Raw genomic sequence first — 20,364 nt, forward strand, 5'->3', positions numbered from 1 at the left:
AGACAGAAGGAAGTTGGAGAGAATATTCCTTTGGATCGGTGACGATTTATGTGTACCAGTAAGTTGTGAGCGCCAGAACCGTAACAGAAATAGCGGCAAGTTTTTTGGGGAATAATGAGATAAAAGGAGATGTGGAAATGTCCTATATCGTTGATTTTAATAATGTGTCTACGGTTGGTTTAGAGTCTTCACCTGTAGTAGAAGCGCTTGCTGGTTTGCGTGCTAATGAAGCCCGTTACTTTATGAACAAATACAAGCATGAATTTACGGTTGTGCCAGCTAGTGAAAGTCAGGAGACCCTTGATTATGTGAACCGAGTTCTGAAAGAGCGTGATATTGAGTTTGCGGCCAAACCTTTAGAAACGTCACGTTTTCAAGTGGAAAATATTAAATTTGCTTACGTCTTTTATGAGGATGGTCTTGAGGTCAACGTTATGTATACGGTTGATGACACTAAGAAGCGGGCCGTTGGGTTTAAGCTTTCTGAGGGGATGGAGGTACCAAAGGAGCTAGAAGGGAAGTTTAAGTTTGCTAGGCAGAAGTCAAAACTAGCTGGAACAATTCGGGGTTCGTTTTTTGTAATTAAAAGAGAATATTAAAGTAAGCAAAAGTGCAATTTGGAGGGATCGATCCACTTGTTCTATTTGCAAAAAAAGATGCGAGATCAAAGAATGGGCCATCCCGCAAAAGGAGGCACTTTATATTTCCAATCAGTGGAAATGGCCCTGCGTACTGATGGGGCGTTCCTGTCGATTGTCTATCAAGATTAGCATTTGCCTTATCCCATATATTGTTTTCGATGATTAGCTAATGGTTACCTTACCGTTACTCAAAGTATACGTCGTCTTAGAGAAGCAATAAGAAAGCACCTTATTGAGAGCGGCTCTGGAAACCGAATAGCGTTATTATGAGCTCTAATTATGAGCTCCATAGGAAAATAAGCGGCACTTCTCAAAAGGTGCTGTCAGAAGCGTTGAAGGAATTGGTTACTGACAGTCTTGTTGAACGGACGGTATATCCAGAAATACCGCCTAAAGTCTGTTATAAGACTACGGAATATGGAATGACACTGAGTTTGATCTTTGAAGTGTTGCATGAATGGGTAAAAGAACACAATAACCGGTCGAACTAACGGTCCGGCTAGTTTTGCTTCCAACGTTTGGAGCAGACTAATGCCCCGGTGACGGCGAGCCCATCAAGCGATTTTCGGCATGCGCATGCCCCATTTGCACAAGCATGCAGCCCGCCCCTGGCGTAAACTGAATTATAATCAGTGAGCGAGGTGAACTTCCATGGCACAATCGAATGAGATGCGCGCACGGGCTAAGAAGCTTCAGGGCCATCCGGTCTGCGTCACCCTGCACAGCGGAGAGACTTACGTCGGCTACATCACCGACGTTAATTGCGGCGGGTTGGTACTTGCCAGCGCTGGAGCCCCCCCCCACGCGCTTCTTCCGGGAAGCAAGGCTCCCGATCTCCCAAACGCAGAGCCGGTTCGCATGCTCCGGGCGTCCGTCTCGGCAATCGGAGAAGCGGCGCGCGCAAACCGTCCGTCCGTTCGCGCTCCCGCAAGCCGGACGCCAAGGTGTCGGCATTCCTGCCGATGATGGGCTCGCTGCTCGGCGGCCTGCGGCTGTTCGGCATGATCCAGAAATTTGTCCCGGTCGTGAGGATGGGCTACGGCATGATCAAGTCCATTCGTCCGTTCTTCGGCGCCGTTCAAGGCTTGATGACCCCGGCCGGTCCGGCCTCCCCGGATAACGAATAATCGTATATCTGTCAAAGGGGGGCTATTCACGATAGGTGCGGACGCATATTCTGCGCGGATCAAGGGATAATGGCGGCGCGACCGCCCTGTGATGTCCAGGATCGATTCCGAGGAGCGGGCGACCCGGTCTGCCGTAGCGCCGAGGAAATGGCGCGTATTCTGGCCGTCATCAGCGGATAAAGAGGACCATCACCGCCGTCGAGAGCAGAATCACCCAGCACCATGATGGGGACGAATTGACGGGCGCAGGAAGAGATGAAGACCTGAATGAGCCTTTGCGGGGTCCCGACATAGAAAATGTCGATAATGTTGCCGTTCGCGTCGGCAAGCGCCCGTAAGCCGTCTGATATATTTCTCCGACGACGTTGGCTTGCCCGTTTTACTCTGCCAGTCAAGCAGGGTGAGATTTTTAAATCATTATAGATACAATGCAGACTGAGAGGATACTCAGTCTTTTCTTGTTGCCGTTACAACCAACGAGCCGAACCGTACCACAAGTAACAGCAAGTTTTTTTTGTGAATTTGTTTCTAGATGAATTGAATAGGTGTCAAGACCTCATAAAATCTAGAAGTATTGAAGTGGCCCTTATTGCAGGGATTGGAAAAAGCACGATTCAGTATCTACAGAAGGATCGCAGTTCTTTGACACAATTATGGGATACTAACACCTCCTGGAGCACAATCAATAGTCAAGCGGGAGATGGCAATGTCATGGCGAGCAGTGTTTTTGTACTAGATGGGGATCAACATTTGGTAGAAGGGGGGCATATGGGGGCGTTATTCAGCAGCTATCCTTTTCTAAAAAGGAAACTAACGTGACCTCGAAGGACTGGTCGTCTTTGACATCCAGTCTTTTCGTTGCTGTTTCAGACAGTGCGGTGAACTGTATTATAAATAGGGTGAATTTAATGTGGGAAGACCGTATTGACCGGAGTAACACCACTACATCCTGAACCTCGCCGCAGACGGTGATCATCCGCTTTCGTCAGCTTGTTAATGATCGGGAAGCCAAGTACACCCTATATTTATATAATAAACGAGCTTGTCCCCGGCTTCTTTATCATTTCGCCGTTATGAAGGATAGGTAAACCTTACCTTATCATTAAGTAAGTATAACGTTTTTTTCATGATTCTTAGCGGCATGCTGATTAATTACATCAAATTAATAAGGTTCAATCGGAGAAGTCATGCGAGCTCATACAGCTCATTCGATGGAGGTTGCTGTTGGCGTAGCAGCCAGTTCTCATATAGAACAGTCTGGACTGAGTTATTGAACGTGGAAAGAGTTAGTAGTAATTATCAGTATTATGAATATCACTCTTTTTTCCGATAATCAAATTTAGATAGTTGTTTGGAATAGGAACTCAAAGCTCACCGAGCATTTTGTGATTCAATTAATACCTTACATATCAAAGCGGAGGAGATTTAAAGTGGATAACAAGAAACAAGAATGGCAAAATTCTTATAAAAACGGGGAAAATCACGTTTTTTTTCCCCATGAAGAAGTGGTACGTTTTTTTGCGAAATATATTACAAAACGAGTGGGACTCCAAGATTACAAGACCATCCACACTCACCAAGCACAACCAAGATTCCTAGATGTAGGTTGTGGTATAGGAAGACATATTATTTTCAGCAAGCAGATGGGTTTGGATTCCTATGGAATTGACTTGTCGGATGAAGCGATAACGAAAGCTCGCGAATGGGCTTCAAGCGCTGGCATTGATCATATAGAGAGTAAAATTGTAGCAGGCAGTATTACCAAGATGCCTTGGAACGATGGTTTTTTTCAATTTGCGGGCAGTAACGGTGTATTCGATAGCATGAACTTCGAAATTGCTAAAGAGGGTATACGAGAGACTGCAAGGGTGTTAGAAAAAGAGGGGTTATTTTATTGTGATTTAATCTCTGGAGATGATTCGAACCATTCGAGGGAATTCACTGGCGAAGAAATTTCCGGTACAGGGCACGAACAAGGAACTGTGCAAATGTATTACAATTACTCAAAAATTCTGGACCTGATCGGCAGCAACTTTGCTATTGAAGAGATTACGATGATTCGTAATGAAAATATATTAACAGGATTTTTCCATTCCAGATATCATTTGATACTAAGAAAACGGATGAATTCAGGAGGCTGAACACATGAAAAGCGATAAAGTGTACAAAGAGACAAATTTAAACTACACAGACTCGTTGAACAATATAAACCATGTCCTAGGAATTTTTATCGGAGCGATAGTCCAGTCGCAAGAAAAACTAAATCCATAGGTGGCCGAGAATCGAAGATAATTTTCATTAGTGAGGGAATCGCTTAACTAATTAATAAGTTACGGTGAACCGTACCATAAGTGATAGGAGAGCGAAGCATTGCGATATAAGATGTATTTATGATTAAAATACTGACTTCCTCAGTGGGATGCTAAGTTCTACAGTGCAGATAATAGTTTACCTTATAGAGTAAAACAAGATATAGAGAGCTTCTTTCAGTTAGAATTGGTTGGTTTGTATGATAGCTGGACTATGGGGAACTAAAGGTGCTCCCGGCATTAATCCAAGACTGCATAAAGACTTGACCAATTAGATTACAAAACACTCTGGGTTCCTTGGTGCAGGTACCCAGAGTTTCGCTTTGTTGATAGTATGCAGGGAGCCGCGCGGCCCTACTCTTCGGTCATACATCAGCTTCCGATCTCTCCGTAACATGATTATGACTTGGATTAATTATCTTTGGAGTGTCGTTCACCCACTTGGTACTCATTCGCATGTACAAACATATATTTCACTGTTACGGGATCTTGGCCCGTCAGCTTCTTAAAGTCGTCCGTAAATATATCCATTTTTCCTAAGCGAATAGCTTGTCCAAAGGTAACCATACCTTCAGAAGAGAAGGGGGCTTCGGAGTCCTCTGCAAATTTGCCATCCGTTGTTCTGGGAACACCCATGGCATCAAATATGGCGTAGTTTTCTTCATCCGTGATCTGCTTGTAGGTAATATGATGACCCGTTACTTTATTTCCAATCTCGATAAAGTCGGACATTGTTATTAATTCAGGACCATTTATATTTAATATCGCCTCATGATAATTGCTTGCTGCTAATGCATAAGCGACAGCTTTTGCACAATCTTTCCGTGAGATATAGGCCATCTTGCCGTCACCCTGGTTGTTTTTCAACACGCCGTCAGACTTCACATAGGTGAAGTAATTGGTAACCATAGCTTCCGCATATTGCGAATTACGCAGGAAAATATAATCTAACCCGACACTTTTGATATAATCTTCCGTATAGACATGGTCCAGTTTTTCAACACTTGGATTGGATTCATCCGCCGCGTTAACCAATGAAGTATAGATGATTTGTTTTACTCCAGCTTCTTTCGCCGCATCGACCACGTTTTTGTGTGCATTTTGGCGTTTTACCCCCACAAAAGGCATGGAGATTAAAGCAATTTTATCTGCATTAGCAAAAGCTTCTGCAAGACCGTCTATTGTATTGAAATTGGTCACATGCGTTTCAATACCTTGTTCTGCATACCCTTGTAAAGATGCTGGATCATATGCACAAAAAATAATTTGGTCTTTTTCTACTAATTTCAATAAAAATTCAGCCGCTTGTCTGCCCAGATTGCCATCCACACCCGTTAATAATAACTTACCCATGTTTGTCGTCACTCCTTGCTGAAATGAACTATACTTATATATTATGTGAAAAAAATAACAAAGTATAATACAAAAAACTTATGGGCTATTGCTAAAACGAATTTTGTATTTGTTGTAGGAATGAGTATAATACCGGATTTGAATTATCTTTTAAGTAGCCTATTTCGATTTTAAAAGTATGGTGTGAACCTTGTATGGGAATGAGTCGGACCTCTTCTTTCAGGTCAGCAAGATCATAGTTATCTGGGAAAAAGCCAATTAAATTCTCTGTGATGATATAAAACAGCTTTGTTTCGACATCGTCTGCGGTTCTAAGGATGTTGGGCTGGTAACCATCTTCCATGGCATGTTGAATCATTAAATAATAGGAGTCTCCAATAACCATTGGATTCAGCATGACAAGCGGATACTTATATAATTCTTCCTTTGAGATGGACTCAAAACTGAAGAGGGGATGTTGTTTACTTACGGCCGCGCAGTATCGTCCGCTATATAATGTATGGGTTAGGATTTCCTCTTTCCCTTTAAACTCTGAGTCAAAGGCAATGGCTATGTCATGTATTCCTTTTTGCAGATACTCAGCGATATCCTTTAGCAATACTTTATTTAATTCAAGTTTAATCTTTGGATGATTTTCTTTAAATGAAGGGATAAATTTTAACAAGCTTTGGATATCTGTGATTGTAGCATATTCGATACTCAATAGCTGGGTATTATATTTTTGAAAATTTTCCATGCTTGTTTTCATATGATTATATTGCTTCCAGAGCACGACGGCCTCTGCATAAAACAGCCATCCCGCTTTGGTGGGCTCAATCGGAATTTGTTTTCTATCAATTAACTGAATGTTGAACTCATTCTCAAGTGAGGCAATTTGTTGGCTAATCGTAGTTTGCGATACAAAATTCTTCTTTGCTGTTTCTGTGAAGTTTCTACATTCAACGAGATCTATAAAATATTTTATCCTTTTTAGATTCATGTTTACCTCCAATTGTATGAAATTTATTAAAACTTACGTTCCCGCCATAAATTCAAGCCAGCATACCCTAATGTTAATGGCAAACTGGCGGTTCATAATTTGGAGGTAATGTGAGCACCATCTACTTCAGTTTCTTCTTTACCGTCTCCCCTTCAATTAACACGGGCTGATAATAGGTGTGGTTGCGTAGATCCTTCTTTCCTTGCAGTTTCTTAATAACCCAATCGGCGGCATCACGTCCCATTTGTTCCTGTGGGTGTGTTAATGTCGTTAGCTTGATGTTTGCATTTTTGGAAATATAGGAATTATCTTGACCAATAATGGATATGTCTTCGGGAACAGATATCCCAAGTTGTCTGCATACATGTACAACTTCTAATCCTACCTCGTCGTTATAGCAGACAATTGCGGTTAACCCGTCTCTTTGTTCGGTAAGGAATTTTTTTAAGTTGGCGGACAGGTCCTGCTTCGTCTCTGTATAGAATGAGAGCACTTGCTCTGGGTGAAACCGTAATTTGGCTTCTCCAAGCGCTTTGATATAGCCCTTCATTCGATGCTTTCCTTGTAAATCATCCATTTTGGCAATGATACCAATGTGTGTGTGTCCGTTAGCAATCAATTCTTTTGTTGCCAGATAGCTGGATTGTACGTCATCGAGACAAAAGAAGGGAACTTCCAACTCTTCATAATAAGCATTAATCATGATGAACGGAACATCCTGCTCCTTGAACGTCAAATAGTAAGAGATATTGGGATTATATAGATTGCTCTTCGTAGGCTCAATGATCAAGCCATCCACACCAAAGGACAACATCATCTCCAAAGCTTTCTTTTCCTGTGCGACATCATTATTTGTACTAGCTAATAGCAATGAATAATTATCTTCATTCAATCTAGCTTCAATCCCGCGAATAATAGAAGGGAAGATGTAATCGGAAATATAGGTCGTGATGACTCCGATGGTTTTATTACTGGAATTCCCGCCGGTTTTTGATCGGAATTGGTTGCTGACATAGGTGCCCGATCCTTTTTCACTTCTTAAAAAGCCCTCGTTGGATAGTTCTAAAATTGCCTTTCGTACCGTCTGGCGACTAACTTTATACATATCCTGCAAAGCCGATTCTGTTGGAATTTGTTCTCCTACGCTGTATGCTCCTGATAGAATGTTGCTTTTTATATCCTCAAGGATGACCTGATACTTTGGTTTCACTTTATTCCTTCTTTCCTGGTTGTACTAATACCAATTTACCCACCCATAATATTTGTATGTACATATTTTAGCATAATTATGAACTTATTATAATCCATTGCCCAACATGCAGTAATACTAAAGGAAAAATAGAGAAACATTCAATTCGTAAGAATATTTGTAGGTATAACTATGTATTCGTGTTGACAAATGTACGAACAAAAAATATACTAAGGTTGTAAATTAAAGAAAGCGCCTTCTTTCAATTATTGCGATTATAACAGTTGTTCAGAGAGAGGAGTCACGTGAGCATGGATCAAGACATTAAACAAGCGATTACTAAGGGAGAAACCTCACTTGGTATCGAATTTGGATCCACACGTATCAAGGCAGTGCTGATTGATCATCATTTTGAAACAATCGCATCTGGAAGCTATGAGTGGGAAAATCTCTTGGTAGACGGATATTGGACGTACAACTTAGAGAGTATTATTACGGGTCTACAAGAGGCTTATAGTGAAATGAAGCAAGAAGTTGAGCGAAAATATGGAATCACTCTTCGTACCGTTGGTTCTATAGGATTCTCTGCAATGATGCACGGATATATGGCTTTTGACAGCAAAGGTGAGTTGCTTGTTCCGTTCCGAACTTGGCGGAATGCGACAACCGGTGTTGCGGCAAAAGTGTTAACTGATAAATTCCAATTCAACATCCCTGAGCGATGGAGTATTGCTCACCTGTATCAAGCTATATTGAACGAAGAGCAACATGTCCCTCAGATTGATTTTATGACGACGTTAGCTGGATATATTCACTGGCTGCTGACTGGCAATAAGTCCATTGGCATCGGAGATGCTTCGGGCATATTCCCAATTGATGAGACTACACATGATTATAACGAATCGATGGTTAAGCAGTTCGATGAACTCATTGCAGCCAAAGGTTACGATTGGAAGTTAGAAGGAATTCTCCCTAAAGTTTATATTTCAGGCGAGCAGGCAGGTGTACTAACCGCCGCGGGAGCCAAAATCTTAGATAAATCCGAAGATTTACAACCAGGTATTCCGCTTTGTCCTCCAGAAGGTGATGCGGGAACAGGGATGGTCGCTACGAATAGTGTGAGGAAACGGACTGGCAACGTCTCTGTGGGAACCTCGGTTTTTGCTATGCTTGTATTAGAGAAGGATCTTTCAGCGGTATATCCGGAAATTGATCTGGTGACTACACCGAATGGTAATCCGGTCGGAATGGTTCATGCCAACAACTGTTCAAGTGATCTCAATGCTTGGCTGGGATTGTTCCGTGAGTTCTATGAGGCAATGGGGCAAAAGGCCGATCCAAACCAATTATTCAGTGTGTTGCTGAACAAGGCTTTGGAAGCAGATCCAGATGGCGGCGGCTTACTTAGCTACGGATATTTGTCAGGAGAGAATATCACCGGAATAGAGAAAGGCCGGCCATTGTTTGTCCGCTCCCCTGAGAGCCGTTTCAATTTGCCCAATTTCATGCGGACTCATCTTTTCACTGCGTTTGCTGCTTTGAAAATCGGAATGGATATTTTGACAAAGAAAGAAAATGTCGCAATTGATAGCATACTGGCTCACGGTGGTTTATTTAAAACCCCTATCGTCGGACAAAAAATCGTTGCGGCTGCCATGAATGTCCCGGTATCAGTGATGTCAACAGCTGGAGAAGGCGGGGCGTGGGGTATTGCTATTCTGGCTTCTTACATGATGAACAAGGCTCAACAAGAAAGTCTGGAAGACTTCCTCGACCAAAAAGTATTTAGAGATGCTGAGGGGCAAGAAATTTCTCCTGACAGTTCCGACGTTAAGGGATTCGAAGCATTCATGGAACGCTATACACAAGGTCTAGCGATTGAACAGGCTGCTGTAGATAATCTAGTGGAAAACTGGAGGGATTGATGTGTTAGAGCAACTGAAAGAAGAAGTATATCAAGCCAATCTGGATTTGCCTAAACATGGACTCGTGAAATACACCTGGGGTAACGTAAGCGCTGTTGATCGTGAGAGCGGCTTATTCGTTATCAAACCTAGTGGTGTTAGTTATGACACGATGAAACCTAGCGATATGGTGGTTGTTGATTTTGATGGCAATGTTGTTGAAGGAGAAATGAGACCTTCATCAGATACACCGACTCACGCCGTACTTTATAAGCATTATGCAGAGATCGGCGGTATTGTACACACGCATTCGACTTGGGCAACGATTTGGGCTCAAGCAGGCCTGGATGTACCTGTAATGGGGACTACTCACGCAGACACCTTCTATGGTTCTGTTCCTTGTGCCCGTTTCTTGACACAAGAGGAGATTGATCGTGGTTACGAAGCGGAAACTGGCCGTGTCATCATCGAAACTTTTGAGCAGCGCGGGCTGGATATTTTAGCAGTGCCGGGTGTTCTTCTTAAGGGGCATGCTCCTTTTACTTGGGGCAAAGATGCGAAATCGGCAGTCATGAATAGCGTCGTGTTGGAAGAAGTTTCGAAAATGAATTTATTCGCACGAGAATTGAATCATTTTGCTGAAGAATTGCCGCAACGCATTCTAGATAAACACTATTTACGCAAACATGGGAAAGACGCGTACTACGGGCAAAAGTAATATAAACTAAAAAATTATGAAAAGAGGATGAATGATGTCAACAGTAGGTACAAAACAGTTCTGGTTTGTCGTAGGTTCACAACATCTGTATGGCGAAGAAGCATTAGCAGAAGTTAAAGCACACGCACAAGAAATGACCGATGCCTTAAATAAGAGTGGCGTTCTGCCTTATCCGCTTGTATTGCAGGATCTGGCGGTTAGTGCAGACAAAATTACTAGCCTTATGAAAGAAGTCAACTATCGCGACGAGGTTGCCGGTGTCATCACGTGGATGCATACCTTCTCACCTGCAAAAATGTGGATTCGTGGTACTAAATTGCTGCAAAAGCCGCTGCTTCATCTTGCTACACAGTTCAATGAAAGTATTCCTTGGGCTACGATTGACATGGACTTCATGAACCTCAATCAGGCAGCTCACGGTGACCGTGAATATGGATTTATCAATGCCCGCTTGAAGAAACAGAATAAAGTGGTTGTAGGTTACTGGGAACGCGCAGAAGTGCAGAAGCAAATCGCAGAGTGGATGGATGTAGCGGTTGCTTATAACGAAAGCTTCAATATCAAAGTTGCCCGTTTTGGCGACAACATGCGTAACGTTGGCGTTACGGAAGGCGATAAGGTCGAAGCTCAAATTCAATTTGGATGGACCGTTGACTACTTCGGAATTGGCGACCTTGTTCAGTACGTCAATGCTGTGAAAGAAGAAGAGATTGATGCTTTGTTTGCAGAATACTCCGAACTCTATGAATTTGATTATGGTACTTACAGCAAGGAAGCTTGGGAAGCCAGCGTAAGAGTGCAAGCAAGCTATGAAATTGCCCTTAAACGGTTCCTGGATCATGGCGGCTATACTGCCTTCACTACGAACTTCGAAGACCTCTATGGTATGAAACAGCTTCCTGGTCTTGCCGTTCAACGTTTGATGGCACAAGGATACGGCTTCGCCGGTGAAGGGGACTGGAAGACGGCAGCGCTCGATCGCCTGCTTAAAGTAATGAGCCATAACCAATCCACTGGCTTTATGGAAGACTACACCTATGAATTGGCGGCTGGTCAGGAATCGATCCTTCAATCCCATATGCTTGAAGTTGACCCAACGTTGGCAAGCAACAAGCCTAAAATCATCGTTTCACCGTTAGGTATCGGCGATCGTGAAGATCCAGCCCGTCTGGTGTTTGACGGCAAGGCAGGAGACGGTGTAGTTGTTTCCATGGCTGACTTTGGCACGCATTATAAACTGCTGATCAATGAGGTTACTGCATTTGAACCGACAGTTCCTGCTCCAAATCTTCCAGTGGCCCGTGTACTGTGGAACGTGAAGCCAAACTTCCAAGATGGGGTTAAAGCATGGATTGAGAACGGCGGTGGTCACCATACCGTGGTTTCCTTGAATCTAACCACAGACCAAATTGTTACTTATGCAAAACTGGTTAACCTGGAATACGTAATTATTAAGTAACTAGAAGATAGTCATCTACTAAAAGCATTGGGTCAGTCCTCAGGACCCAGTGCTTTTTATTAGTTTTCTAAGGATGTCGGGATAAGGGAAGTTGAAGTGGGCAGGGTAGGGAGGCGAAAGTTTGATTCATGAGAGTAAGTTTAAGCGGCTTGAAAGTGTTCGTAGTCTTGTTCATGAAATGCTTGTTACTACAGAGAATACTTCCATGAAACAGGAAGCTTGGGTTCATCTTTCTGGGGTATCCAATTTTGCTTCAATGCTTGCTATGAGAAGGGAACAAGATGTGGAGATCGCTGCAATCGCGGGGGTGCTGCACGGTTTCTATTTTTATAAAACCGGAATTAAGGACTTCCCTGGTCCCAACAGTGCAGATGCTGTAAGACCTATTATACGTAGCACCCAACTCTTTACCGACGAAGAGCAGCTTGTCATTCTAAGGTCGATCTTTTATCAAGAAGATAGGCATCAAGTCCATGGACCATGCGAAGAAATTATTAAAGATGCTATTTTATTGCAGATGTACTTACAGAATACTGGTGACAATTTATCTAAGGCGGCTATACATAGACTACAAAATGTGTTTGTTGAATTAGGGATTTCGGTCGAACATGTGGAAGCGGGATTCAACGTTGATACGGAAACGATAAACAGTAACGCTGAAGACAGTCGTCTTATGCTGGCTGATTTTGCAGAAATGTTTGCAGGACAAAACATTATTGGCGTCCCGGAAGATGAACGTTATCGGGAAATTTGCAAGTATTGGCCGGATTCTGATATTTATAAAGTACTGGAAGGAAATTGGTGCGCTGCATTTGTATACTACTGTTGTATGCAGGTTGGAATTCTACTGCCCATTCGATATCCGAACTGTATGTATCGATTAGCTGGGGTTGGTGCGTGGTTGGATTGGGCCCAGCTGCCTGAAACAGAATTTTTTTATCACGATAAGCAAGATGGATTTGAGCCAGCACGTGGTGATATTGTCGTTTATGAGAAGCTTCTATCGGATGATTCCCACGATCATATCGGAATTGTTCTAGGTTGTGATGACAACAAAATTTTGGTCGCAGAAGGTAACAAAGACAATAAGAACTACTCCAGTGTTTTATACAGGGATAGAGGTCATTGTATTCTCGGATATATCCGCATAGACAACGGCTATCATTTTCATTTCAGTGGGGAATATACACCGATCCGTTAAATATAATGTCGGCCGATATAACGAGACAATAGGATTCTCCTTAAGGTAATCATTTAATTCATAAGGATGTGATACTATGGCCAATTTACCAGCTACGAAAACGAAATTGGTTATCGTTGAAGGTATACCTGGCTCTGGCAAATCTACATTATCTAGATACATACATGACATGTTGAACACACATCAAATAGAATCGGAGCTATTTTTAGAAGGGGGCTTACGACATCCCGCTGATTATGAATCGGTTGCATGTATGCCAAACGAAGAACTTGATCGGCTCCGATCTATCTATTCCGAGGTGTTTCATTACATTGATCCGTTTGTATCTTTGAATGGCAACGACGCTTTAATCGCCTATGCGCTTGCGCAGCAATCAGCCCAAAATGAAATTCCCTCTAGTTTGTATGAGGAAATCCGGCGTTATGAAATCTACGATGGAGTACCCGTAGAAAAGTATTGCGAGTTGATGATTCAACGTTGGAAGTCTTTTGTTAAAGATCAGCGAGAAAAAGAAAAGTTGATGATACTCGAATGCTGTTTTTTACAGAATCCAGGGTGTGCATTACTCGCCCGGCATGATGCTGGAGAAGACCGTTTTATTCAGCATGTATTACAGATTGCGGAGCAAATTCAGGAGTTAAATCCAATTTTGTTCTATTTGAAGCAACCAAATGTGCGTGAGACGATTGAGCGAGTTAAAACAATGAGATCTCAAGAATGGTTAGATTTCGCGATTTGGTACCATACGGATCAAGATTATGGAAAGAGGAAGGGTTTGCACGGGTACGAAGGATATATTCAGTTCCTTGAACATCGACGTGAGCTAGAATTGCAAATCATTGAGCAACTCCCTTTTCAATCATTTATTATGGATAACTCCGATTATGTTTGGGAGAATCAACAACAGACCGTTTTGAATATTATGATGAAGTATTTATAAACCGTGAAGCTCATTCCAGAAAACGTTAGTGCAATTAGAAAGGGCCTATCCCGTAAAGACATATTTTACCGAATTATTCATATACATGGACTGTTGATTCGATCATTGGAAATCTGTACTCTACATCATTTGCTTCTAAACGCTTTTTTGGTGTCTGTTATTACTGCTAGTAAGTGAAGCTCAAATAATACAGCGTGATCAATTCTTATTATTTCTGCAAAGAAAATTCTCACTTTTTAGCAGAAATGATTTATAATTATCAGATAATAGACAATATAATTTTTAAAAGATTATATTTTAGTTATAATAGAGACAGAAAAGATATGTTCCTGAGTGGAGCCTTGCTTCTTGTATCATCTAAGCAGGAGGGCCTGCTCTTTTTTGCAAATATAAGAGATAAGGAAGGTTTTTATGAATAGCATTCAGAAAAAAACAGACATTATCTTAATTGGTGCCGGAGTCATGAGCGCGACTCTGGGATCATTGCTGAAAGAGTTAGCACCGGAGTGGGAAATTCAAGTGTTTGAGAAACTCGCAAACGCGGGAGAAGAAAGCTCTAACGAATGGAATAATGCAGGTACAGGCCATGCTGCACTGTGCGAACTGAACTATACATCCGAGAAAGCTGATGGATCTATAGATATTCGTAAAGCTGTAGACATTAATGAGCAGTTTCAGCTTTCAAGACAGTTTTGGTCTTTTCTTGTAAACAGCAATTTGATTCGTAATCCACAGGACTTTATCAAACCAATACCTCATATGAGTTTGGTAACAGGAGAGAAAAATGTATCTTTTTTGAAAAAAAGGTTTAAAGCGCTTTCAACTATTTCTCTGTTTCAAGGCATGGAATTTTCCGACGACCCTGAAAAGCTGAAGGAATGGATTCCGTTGATTATGGAAGGCCGTACATTGAATGAACCAATCGCGGCAACCAAAATCGACTCTGGAACAGATGTCAACTTTGGTGCTTTAACACGCATGTTGTTTGAGCATTTAAAAAGTAAAAACGTCGAGATCAATTACAAACATAGTGTTAAGGATATTAAACGTGCGAGCGACGGCTCGTGGAAAGTCAAAGTCCATAATCTGGACAACGGTAAAATCGAATACCATAATGCCAAATTTGTCTTTATCGGTGGTGGGGGTGGAAGTCTACCTTTGCTACAACGAACTGGTATTCCTGAGTCCAAATATATCGGGGGATTCCCGGTAAGTGGACTATTTATGGTATGTAACAATCCTAAGATTGTCGCCCAGCATCATGCAAAAGTATACGGTAAAGCTAAGGTTGGTGCTCCTCCCATGTCTGTTCCGCATCTGGATACAAGATACATCGGTAACCAAAAAGCACTGCTATTTGGGCCGTTTGCTGGCTTCTCACCGAAGTTCTTGAAAACGGGCTCAAATTTGGATTTGATCGGTTCTGTAAAACCCAATAATCTCATCACGATGTTGGCCGCAGGCGCAAAAGAGATGGCATTGACCAAATATCTGATCCAGCAAGTAATGTTATCGAATGAAAAGCGTCTGGAAGAATTACGCGAGTTTATTCCGAACGCCAAAATCGAGGACTGGGGGATTGTGGTAGCGGGTCAACGTGTGCAGGTGATCAAAGATACGGAGGGCGGTAAAGGAACACTTCAATTTGGTACGGAGGTGGTTAGTGCCGCTGATGGTTCGGTAGCTGCACTGCTCGGCGCTTCTCCGGGTGCTTCTACTGCTGTTCACGTTATGCTGGAAGTATTGGAAAAATGCTTCCCACAACATATGGAAGAGTGGGAACCAAAAATAAAAGAGATGATTCCTTCTTATGGGGTGTCACTAGCGGAAAACCCAGAGCTTTACCAAGAAATTTACGATTCCACAACGGAGGTGCTGGGACTGGGCGAAAAAGAACCGCTTCATCGTTAATTTTTGCATGGCTGGTAACTGGATCATCCCACTACTCTTTAATAAAATGTGCAGTAATCTTACGATATATTTTAAAGTTGAATAAATAACAACACCAAGCGGTGGGAAGGAATTCCCCACCGCTAAAATGCTTGCTTAACAATACAAAATTTTGCAATCCTTCTGCATTTTCGGTGTCTGCTACAGTGATCACAGTAATTATGTAGACCGCTATAGGCTCTATTCAGTTCCAGTTGTCCAATAAACTGGTGCAGCGGATTGCTACCCCGGCTTGGTTAAAACGCAGATGGGCGGAGAAAAGACAGAGCTGTCGGTGGAGGATGTAGCGAAAATGGCGGTCCGACTGGCGACCCTGCCGGAGGATGGTCCAACGGGCAGATTCTATTACATGGATGATCAGCTTCCAGGGTAAAGCACTTATGTTACATTTGTGCGGTTGGACGGATTACGATTTCGTTCACATCAATATCGGCCGGTTGTTCAATTGCGAATCCAATTGCGCGGGCTACCGCGTCCGGTGTCATGGCTAGTTTATCCCGGATGGCAGCGAGTTGATCTCTCAATGCGGGATTGGTCATACCCTCCGTGAAATTCGTCTGCACAATACCAGGCGAAATGATGGTCACGCGCAGCTTGTCACCAGCCTCCTGGCGCAACCCTTCTGAGATGGCGCGCACAGCGAACTTCGTACCGGAGTAGACCGACTGGTTCGGCACAGTCTTATGTCCTGCTACAGAAGCGATGTTCACGAAGTGTCCGGAACCCTGCTTATGAAAGATAGGCAACGCTGCGGCTATACCGTACAAAACGCCTTTAATGTTGACGTCAATCATGTCCTCCCAGTCCTCGACACACAGATCTTCGAGAGGGGAAATGGGCATAACGCCAGCGTTGCTGACGAGAACATCCAGCTTCCCGTACCGTTCGCAAGCCAAATTAACGAGGTTGCACAGATCCTCGCGCCGTCTCACGTCAGTGCGTGCATAAACAGCTTCGCCACCTCCATTTGAAATGCGTGTCGCCAGCGCTTCAAGGCGATCCGCTCCGCGCGCTCCAAGCACGACTTTTGCCCCACGCTCGGCAAGCAACAGTGCTGTTGCTTCTCCAATTCCGCTGCTTGCACCTGTAATCACGACGACTTTGTTCTCTATTCTTCCTTCCAAATGCATAGCCCAATCCCTCTTCCTCTAATCGATTTGCCTTAGGCCCTTTGTTGGCCTTGCAAGTAAATTTTAAGTAGAATTCGATTGAGACAGGTAGACCGATCAAGTCCAATTCTTGCCTAATCCTATTCGGCGTGCATATAATTAGCACATCAATATTAGCGTTCAACGGAAAGGACGGTGAAGCATGAATGATTTCGTCTCCTCCCCCCTCTGATATTTCTACGAATCTACAAGAACTGATTCATTTAATTCATCAACATGCGTCTTCGGATGGTACGTTTGTCTCGTCTGTGCCAGGACTTTATTTCAGACGTGCAAGCGATGTGTCCGAGCTGAATCATACGGTCCATATGCCCTCCCTGTACGTGGTTGCACAAGGCTCAAAGACAGCAATGCTGGCTGGAGAAAACTATGTGTACGATCCAACAACTTACATGGTCACATCAGTTCAGCTTCCCGTAACTGGTAAAATAACTCAGGCCTCGTCGGAGCTCCCTTATCTAAGTCTTCAATTATCCATTAGTCCAGACGTCATCCTGGACATTATCAAGAAGAGTCCTCCTCAATGTACCGTAAAGACTGGACGCGGCATACTGGTGAGCCAATTTGACCCTCTGCTGCTTGATGCGCTACTTCGGCTTGTCAGACTTTCGGATACGCCTGCGGATATTCAGTTTCTTGCGCCGCTTATCACGCACGAGATCCTTTATCGTGTATTACAAGGTGAGCAGGGGGCTTTAATCAGGCAATTTGCCGTAGTTGGTAGCTATGCACATAGCATCTCCAAAGCGATCCATCTGATAACCCGCGATTACTCTAAGCCTCTTGTGATCGAAGAATTGGCGAAGGAAGTAAACATGAGCGCCTCTTCCTTACACAAGCATTTTAAAAAGGTAACGGCTATAAGTCCTCTGCAGTATCAGAAGGCCATTCGATTGCAGACTGCACGCCGCTTACTGCTCTCGGAGGGATTGGAAGCCGCCACTGCAGGCTTTCGCGTTGGCTATGAGAGCCCATCACAGTTCAGCCGGGAATATGGACGCATGTTTGGACGTCCGCCGATGAGTGATGTTACACATTTGCGTAATTCCCTTAGTGTCTCAGTTGATTGAGAGTTTCTTCGGGTGATCCGTGGAGGATGCCCAGAGGCAAGTTGTCTTTGGTCTGGTCAAAGAGGATATATCACACCAACGGAAGTTCGTCGAGCCGTTCGTAAATCAACAATCCTTTCTCTTTCGCCACCCTTACCATTTCATCGGCACCCTGAGAGGGTCCTCCAACCCGAAGCACGGCGTTACAGCAATCAAGCAGGCGAATGGAAGACGGATGAAAGATTCTGTTAAAAGTCTCGTCTCCTAAAGCAGTGGAACCAGCTGTCGCGATAAGGGGCAAAGCATACCACTCCCCCAGCACCGGCATATGACCAGCCTCGTAAACTTGAAGAGCAATTTCATTCATGTAGTTGACGTTCTTCTCAATTAATACATGATCATCATTCGTTCCAGATCGATACGGGCCTGCGATAAGGATATGAAGCGGTTTCGATTTCACTTTCAAGAGACCTTGGATCTGAGCGTATTGGAGCAGCATTATCGTCTTGGCGTCACGAATCTCACCGCTTTCGACCATGTTTAGCACTTGAGCAAACGGGAGTTCCATCACTTCAATGTTTTCCTGCTCCTCCTCAAGGCCACCACCGCCACCCGTTGTCATATCTTCACTATACTCGGCTACATAGAAGTGCAGGATTTCGGTTACGGAGCCCGGTGACATATAGGCCTCGCCAACTTTCTGCACACGGTCGATACGGTATCCCGTCTCCTCCTCCGTCTCCCGAAGAATACCTTCTTCCGGTGTTTCTTTATCGAGTAGTCCTGCACAGGTTTCGATAAGCATCCCAGTTTCATTGCCGTTCCTATAAGTAGGCATCCGGAACTGTCTGGTCAGTACAACGGTTTGTTTGTGCTGATTATAGAGCAGGATCGTTGCGCCGTTGCCGCGATCGTACACTTCACGGGATTGTGTCTCCCATTGTCCATTATTTTTTTCAAACTCGAATGTGACCTTATTTAAGATGTACCAGTTATCCGATAGAAGCTCTTCTTTTACAATCCGTACTCTTGGGTGATACTGTAGTGACTTCATCTCATTTCCTCCCTAGAAAGATTCCGTTCTCTTTAGTCATTTCGAGAGTTCCGTTCTGCTGCAGAAGCCGATTGACGTGGTCTCGAAACTTGTCAATAGCCGCTCCGACAAGTCGCTCTCTTGCGTTCATCGGAGTCGAGATTATATATTCGATCAGGGGTTCCGCTTCGTCGACCAACAGACAGTCCTCGTATCGAAGCAACCGAAGATCGGAAAAGCAAGAAGACAGCAAGTCCCCTCCGTTATCCAGGTGGAACCGTTTAATAGCATGATCCAACACATGAAGCTCAGGATCGAACGAAACCGCCAAGTGTTCGACCTCTTGTAGGTGTTGAGTGCTCATTGTAGAGGTGCATACTATACCTCCTTGCTTTAAGATACGGTGCATCTCGCGGATTGCTCTAGGGATGTCCGGCACGTGGTACAGCATGTTGTTAGCGATAACCATATCGAATTGCTCTTCATGGAATGGGATCTGTTGCGCGTCAACAGATAAAAACTTAAACTGCGGATTGTTGCTTCCCAAGCGACAACGTGCTTCTTCCACCATCCCGCTTGACATATCGGTAAGCGTGATACGCCAGCTGCTTGGAATTCGTTCGGCGTTTCTTATCCAAAAGGTCCCGTCGCCGCAGCCCAACTCGAGAATGTGGGCTCCCGGTTGGACCTCCAGTTGTTCAAAGATCCAACGATGCCAGCCTTGGGGATTTGTACTGTACTTGTCGTAAAGATGTATCCGCGTTTGCAGGCGGTTCGCCGTCCGATATTGCTCCCCCCAATTTTGCTCACTCTGCACGGTTTGAATAACATCCGCCAAATGGTTCCAATCGGAGCCATAAGCCGACATTTCCATAGCATCTCGTATTGCATGTACTACGTGCTCTGTATGAGCAATTTTCTTTTGTAAAACATCGAGTTGTGCTTGCAACGAGTGTCTGATCTCTCCGTTGGATGGCGACTCTGCATCTAAAATGTCCATTATTGTTTGAAGCGATAACCCTAGATACTTCAACATCTGAATTCGCTGTAGTCTTTCCATATCTTTCATGTTGTACAGTCTTATGGATCCAGTGCGATGACCTCCTGGACTCAGAAGTCCAATTTGGTCGTAATATCGCAGTGTCCTGACCGTTATCCCTGTACGTTTGGCAAGCTGTCCTGTCGTCAGATAGTTCTCTTTGTCCATCCATTGCTCACATCCAATTGATTGCTCTAGCATGTCGTTCTCAGTCAGTATAGCAAATGACGTAACGTCACCTTCAAGAAAAATTTATGCAATAAGAAACAAGAGAAAACCACCCTAGCAAAAGGTAACTTGGCAG

At 43.7% G+C, this 20,364-nt stretch carries 18 protein-coding genes and 1 pseudogene; 13 read left to right on the forward strand and 6 right to left on the reverse strand.

Annotation, left to right across the window (positions count from 1 at the left end; genetic code table 11):
* The first annotated feature begins 137 nt into the window (after nt 1-137).
* From MKX59_RS00820 to MKX59_RS00835, 5 genes and pseudogenes are all read left to right on the forward strand, one after another.
* The gene (locus MKX59_RS00820) at nt 138-599 is read left to right on the forward strand and encodes a phage tail protein (protein WP_071558003.1); all 462 of its coding nucleotides are present in this window, start codon (nt 138-140) and stop codon (nt 597-599) included.
* Between the two features lie 308 nt (nt 600-907).
* A complete protein-coding gene (locus tag MKX59_RS27545) occupies nt 908-1,132 on the forward strand; it encodes a winged helix-turn-helix transcriptional regulator (RefSeq protein WP_071558004.1) in 225 nt (74 codons plus the stop codon).
* 160 nt (nt 1,133-1,292) lie between these two features.
* A pseudogene (locus tag MKX59_RS00825) lies at nt 1,293-1,768 on the forward strand (hypothetical protein).
* Nucleotides 1,769-2,347: 579 nt separating this feature from the next.
* A complete protein-coding gene (locus MKX59_RS00830) occupies nt 2,348-2,587 on the forward strand; it encodes a hypothetical protein (protein WP_068939262.1) in 240 nt (79 codons plus the stop codon).
* Between the two features lie 611 nt (nt 2,588-3,198).
* Nucleotides 3,199-3,909 carry a class I SAM-dependent methyltransferase gene (locus MKX59_RS00835; protein ID WP_053326477.1) on the forward strand — a complete coding sequence of 237 codons (711 nt, stop codon included), beginning with the start codon at nt 3,199-3,201 and terminating at the stop codon, nt 3,907-3,909.
* A 579-nt stretch (nt 3,910-4,488) separates the two neighbouring features.
* Here MKX59_RS00835 and MKX59_RS00840 read toward each other — a convergent pair.
* The 3 genes from MKX59_RS00840 to MKX59_RS00850 all read right to left on the reverse strand — a co-directional run bounded on the left by MKX59_RS00840 (nt 4,489) and on the right by MKX59_RS00850 (nt 7,619).
* Nucleotides 4,489-5,430, reverse strand: a complete 942-nt coding sequence (locus tag MKX59_RS00840) for an NmrA family NAD(P)-binding protein (RefSeq protein WP_340857332.1) — start codon at nt 5,428-5,430, stop codon at nt 4,489-4,491.
* Between the two features lie 91 nt (nt 5,431-5,521).
* Nucleotides 5,522-6,409 (reverse strand): LysR family transcriptional regulator, encoded by an 888-nt coding sequence (locus MKX59_RS00845; RefSeq protein WP_340857333.1) that lies wholly within the window; start codon nt 6,407-6,409, stop codon nt 5,522-5,524.
* 121 nt (nt 6,410-6,530) lie between these two features.
* A complete protein-coding gene (locus MKX59_RS00850; RefSeq protein WP_023991084.1) occupies nt 6,531-7,619 on the reverse strand; it encodes a GntR family transcriptional regulator in 1,089 nt (362 codons plus the stop codon).
* Nucleotides 7,620-7,909: 290 nt separating this feature from the next.
* Between MKX59_RS00850 and MKX59_RS00855 the strand changes: the two genes are divergently transcribed.
* From MKX59_RS00855 to MKX59_RS00885, 7 genes are all read left to right on the forward strand, one after another.
* Complete coding sequence (locus MKX59_RS00855; protein WP_023991083.1) at nt 7,910-9,523, forward strand: xylulokinase; 1,614 nt, start codon at nt 7,910-7,912, stop codon at nt 9,521-9,523.
* Nucleotide 9,524: 1 nt separating this feature from the next.
* Nucleotides 9,525-10,220 carry an L-ribulose-5-phosphate 4-epimerase gene (locus MKX59_RS00860; protein ID WP_023991082.1) on the forward strand — a complete coding sequence of 232 codons (696 nt, stop codon included), beginning with the start codon at nt 9,525-9,527 and terminating at the stop codon, nt 10,218-10,220.
* A 34-nt stretch (nt 10,221-10,254) separates the two neighbouring features.
* Entirely contained in the window at nt 10,255-11,679 is a 1,425-nt protein-coding gene (araA, locus tag MKX59_RS00865; protein ID WP_160788403.1) for an L-arabinose isomerase, read from the forward strand.
* Between the two features lie 121 nt (nt 11,680-11,800).
* Nucleotides 11,801-12,880, forward strand: coding sequence for a CHAP domain-containing protein (locus MKX59_RS00870; protein WP_254348284.1), 1,080 nt, complete (start codon nt 11,801-11,803; stop codon nt 12,878-12,880).
* A gap of 76 nt (nt 12,881-12,956) precedes the next feature.
* Nucleotides 12,957-13,820 (forward strand): hypothetical protein, encoded by an 864-nt coding sequence (locus MKX59_RS00875; protein WP_340857336.1) that lies wholly within the window; start codon nt 12,957-12,959, stop codon nt 13,818-13,820.
* A gap of 411 nt (nt 13,821-14,231) precedes the next feature.
* Complete coding sequence (locus MKX59_RS00880) at nt 14,232-15,731, forward strand: malate:quinone oxidoreductase (RefSeq protein WP_028540946.1); 1,500 nt, start codon at nt 14,232-14,234, stop codon at nt 15,729-15,731.
* Between the two features lie 271 nt (nt 15,732-16,002).
* Nucleotides 16,003-16,143 (forward strand): hypothetical protein, encoded by a 141-nt coding sequence (locus tag MKX59_RS00885; RefSeq protein ID WP_233903811.1) that lies wholly within the window; start codon nt 16,003-16,005, stop codon nt 16,141-16,143.
* 10 nt (nt 16,144-16,153) lie between these two features.
* Here the strand turns inward: MKX59_RS00885 and MKX59_RS00890 are convergent, their stop codons facing one another.
* The gene (locus tag MKX59_RS00890; RefSeq protein ID WP_245240384.1) at nt 16,154-16,894 is read right to left on the reverse strand and encodes an SDR family oxidoreductase; all 741 of its coding nucleotides are present in this window, start codon (nt 16,892-16,894) and stop codon (nt 16,154-16,156) included.
* 191 nt (nt 16,895-17,085) lie between these two features.
* On the opposite strand from MKX59_RS00890, the gene MKX59_RS00895 reads away from it, so the two are divergent.
* On the forward strand, nt 17,086-18,009 hold the full coding sequence (locus MKX59_RS00895; protein WP_028540945.1) for an AraC family transcriptional regulator: 924 nt from the start codon (nt 17,086-17,088) through the stop codon (nt 18,007-18,009).
* Nucleotides 18,010-18,079: 70 nt separating this feature from the next.
* Here MKX59_RS00895 and nudK read toward each other — a convergent pair whose 3' ends face one another.
* The gene (nudK, locus tag MKX59_RS00900) at nt 18,080-19,042 is read right to left on the reverse strand and encodes a GDP-mannose pyrophosphatase NudK (RefSeq protein ID WP_340857339.1); all 963 of its coding nucleotides are present in this window, start codon (nt 19,040-19,042) and stop codon (nt 18,080-18,082) included.
* 1 nt (nt 19,043) lies between these two features.
* Complete coding sequence (locus tag MKX59_RS00905; RefSeq protein WP_023991074.1) at nt 19,044-20,228, reverse strand: MerR family transcriptional regulator; 1,185 nt, start codon at nt 20,226-20,228, stop codon at nt 19,044-19,046.
* Nucleotides 20,229-20,364 lie beyond the last annotated feature (136 nt).

The sequence above is a fragment of the Paenibacillus sp. FSL R7-0340 genome (genome assembly GCF_038002205.1).
Classification (GTDB): Bacteria; Bacillota; Bacilli; order Paenibacillales; family Paenibacillaceae; genus Paenibacillus; species Paenibacillus polymyxa_B.

Excerpts from the sequence above, each read along its gene's own strand:
- MKX59_RS00820 (WP_071558003.1), top strand. The coding sequence starts at position 138 with ATGTCCTATATCGTTGATTTTAATAATGTGTCTACGGTTGGTTTAGAG.
- MKX59_RS27545 (WP_071558004.1), top strand. The coding sequence starts at position 908 with ATGAGCTCTAATTATGAGCTCCATAGGAAAATAAGCGGCACTTCTCAA.
- MKX59_RS00840 (WP_340857332.1), bottom strand. The coding sequence starts at position 5,430 with ATGGGTAAGTTATTATTAACGGGTGTGGATGGCAATCTGGGCAGACAA.
- MKX59_RS00845 (WP_340857333.1), bottom strand. The coding sequence starts at position 6,409 with ATGAATCTAAAAAGGATAAAATATTTTATAGATCTCGTTGAATGTAGA.
- MKX59_RS00855 (WP_023991083.1), top strand. The coding sequence starts at position 7,910 with ATGGATCAAGACATTAAACAAGCGATTACTAAGGGAGAAACCTCACTT.
- araA (WP_160788403.1), top strand. The coding sequence starts at position 10,255 with ATGTCAACAGTAGGTACAAAACAGTTCTGGTTTGTCGTAGGTTCACAA.
- MKX59_RS00875 (WP_340857336.1), top strand. The coding sequence starts at position 12,957 with ATGGCCAATTTACCAGCTACGAAAACGAAATTGGTTATCGTTGAAGGT.
- MKX59_RS00880 (WP_028540946.1), top strand. The coding sequence starts at position 14,232 with ATGAATAGCATTCAGAAAAAAACAGACATTATCTTAATTGGTGCCGGA.
- MKX59_RS00895 (WP_028540945.1), top strand. The coding sequence starts at position 17,086 with ATGATTTCGTCTCCTCCCCCCTCTGATATTTCTACGAATCTACAAGAA.
- nudK (WP_340857339.1), bottom strand. The coding sequence starts at position 19,042 with ATGAAGTCACTACAGTATCACCCAAGAGTACGGATTGTAAAAGAAGAG.
- MKX59_RS00905 (WP_023991074.1), bottom strand. The coding sequence starts at position 20,228 with ATGGACAAAGAGAACTATCTGACGACAGGACAGCTTGCCAAACGTACA.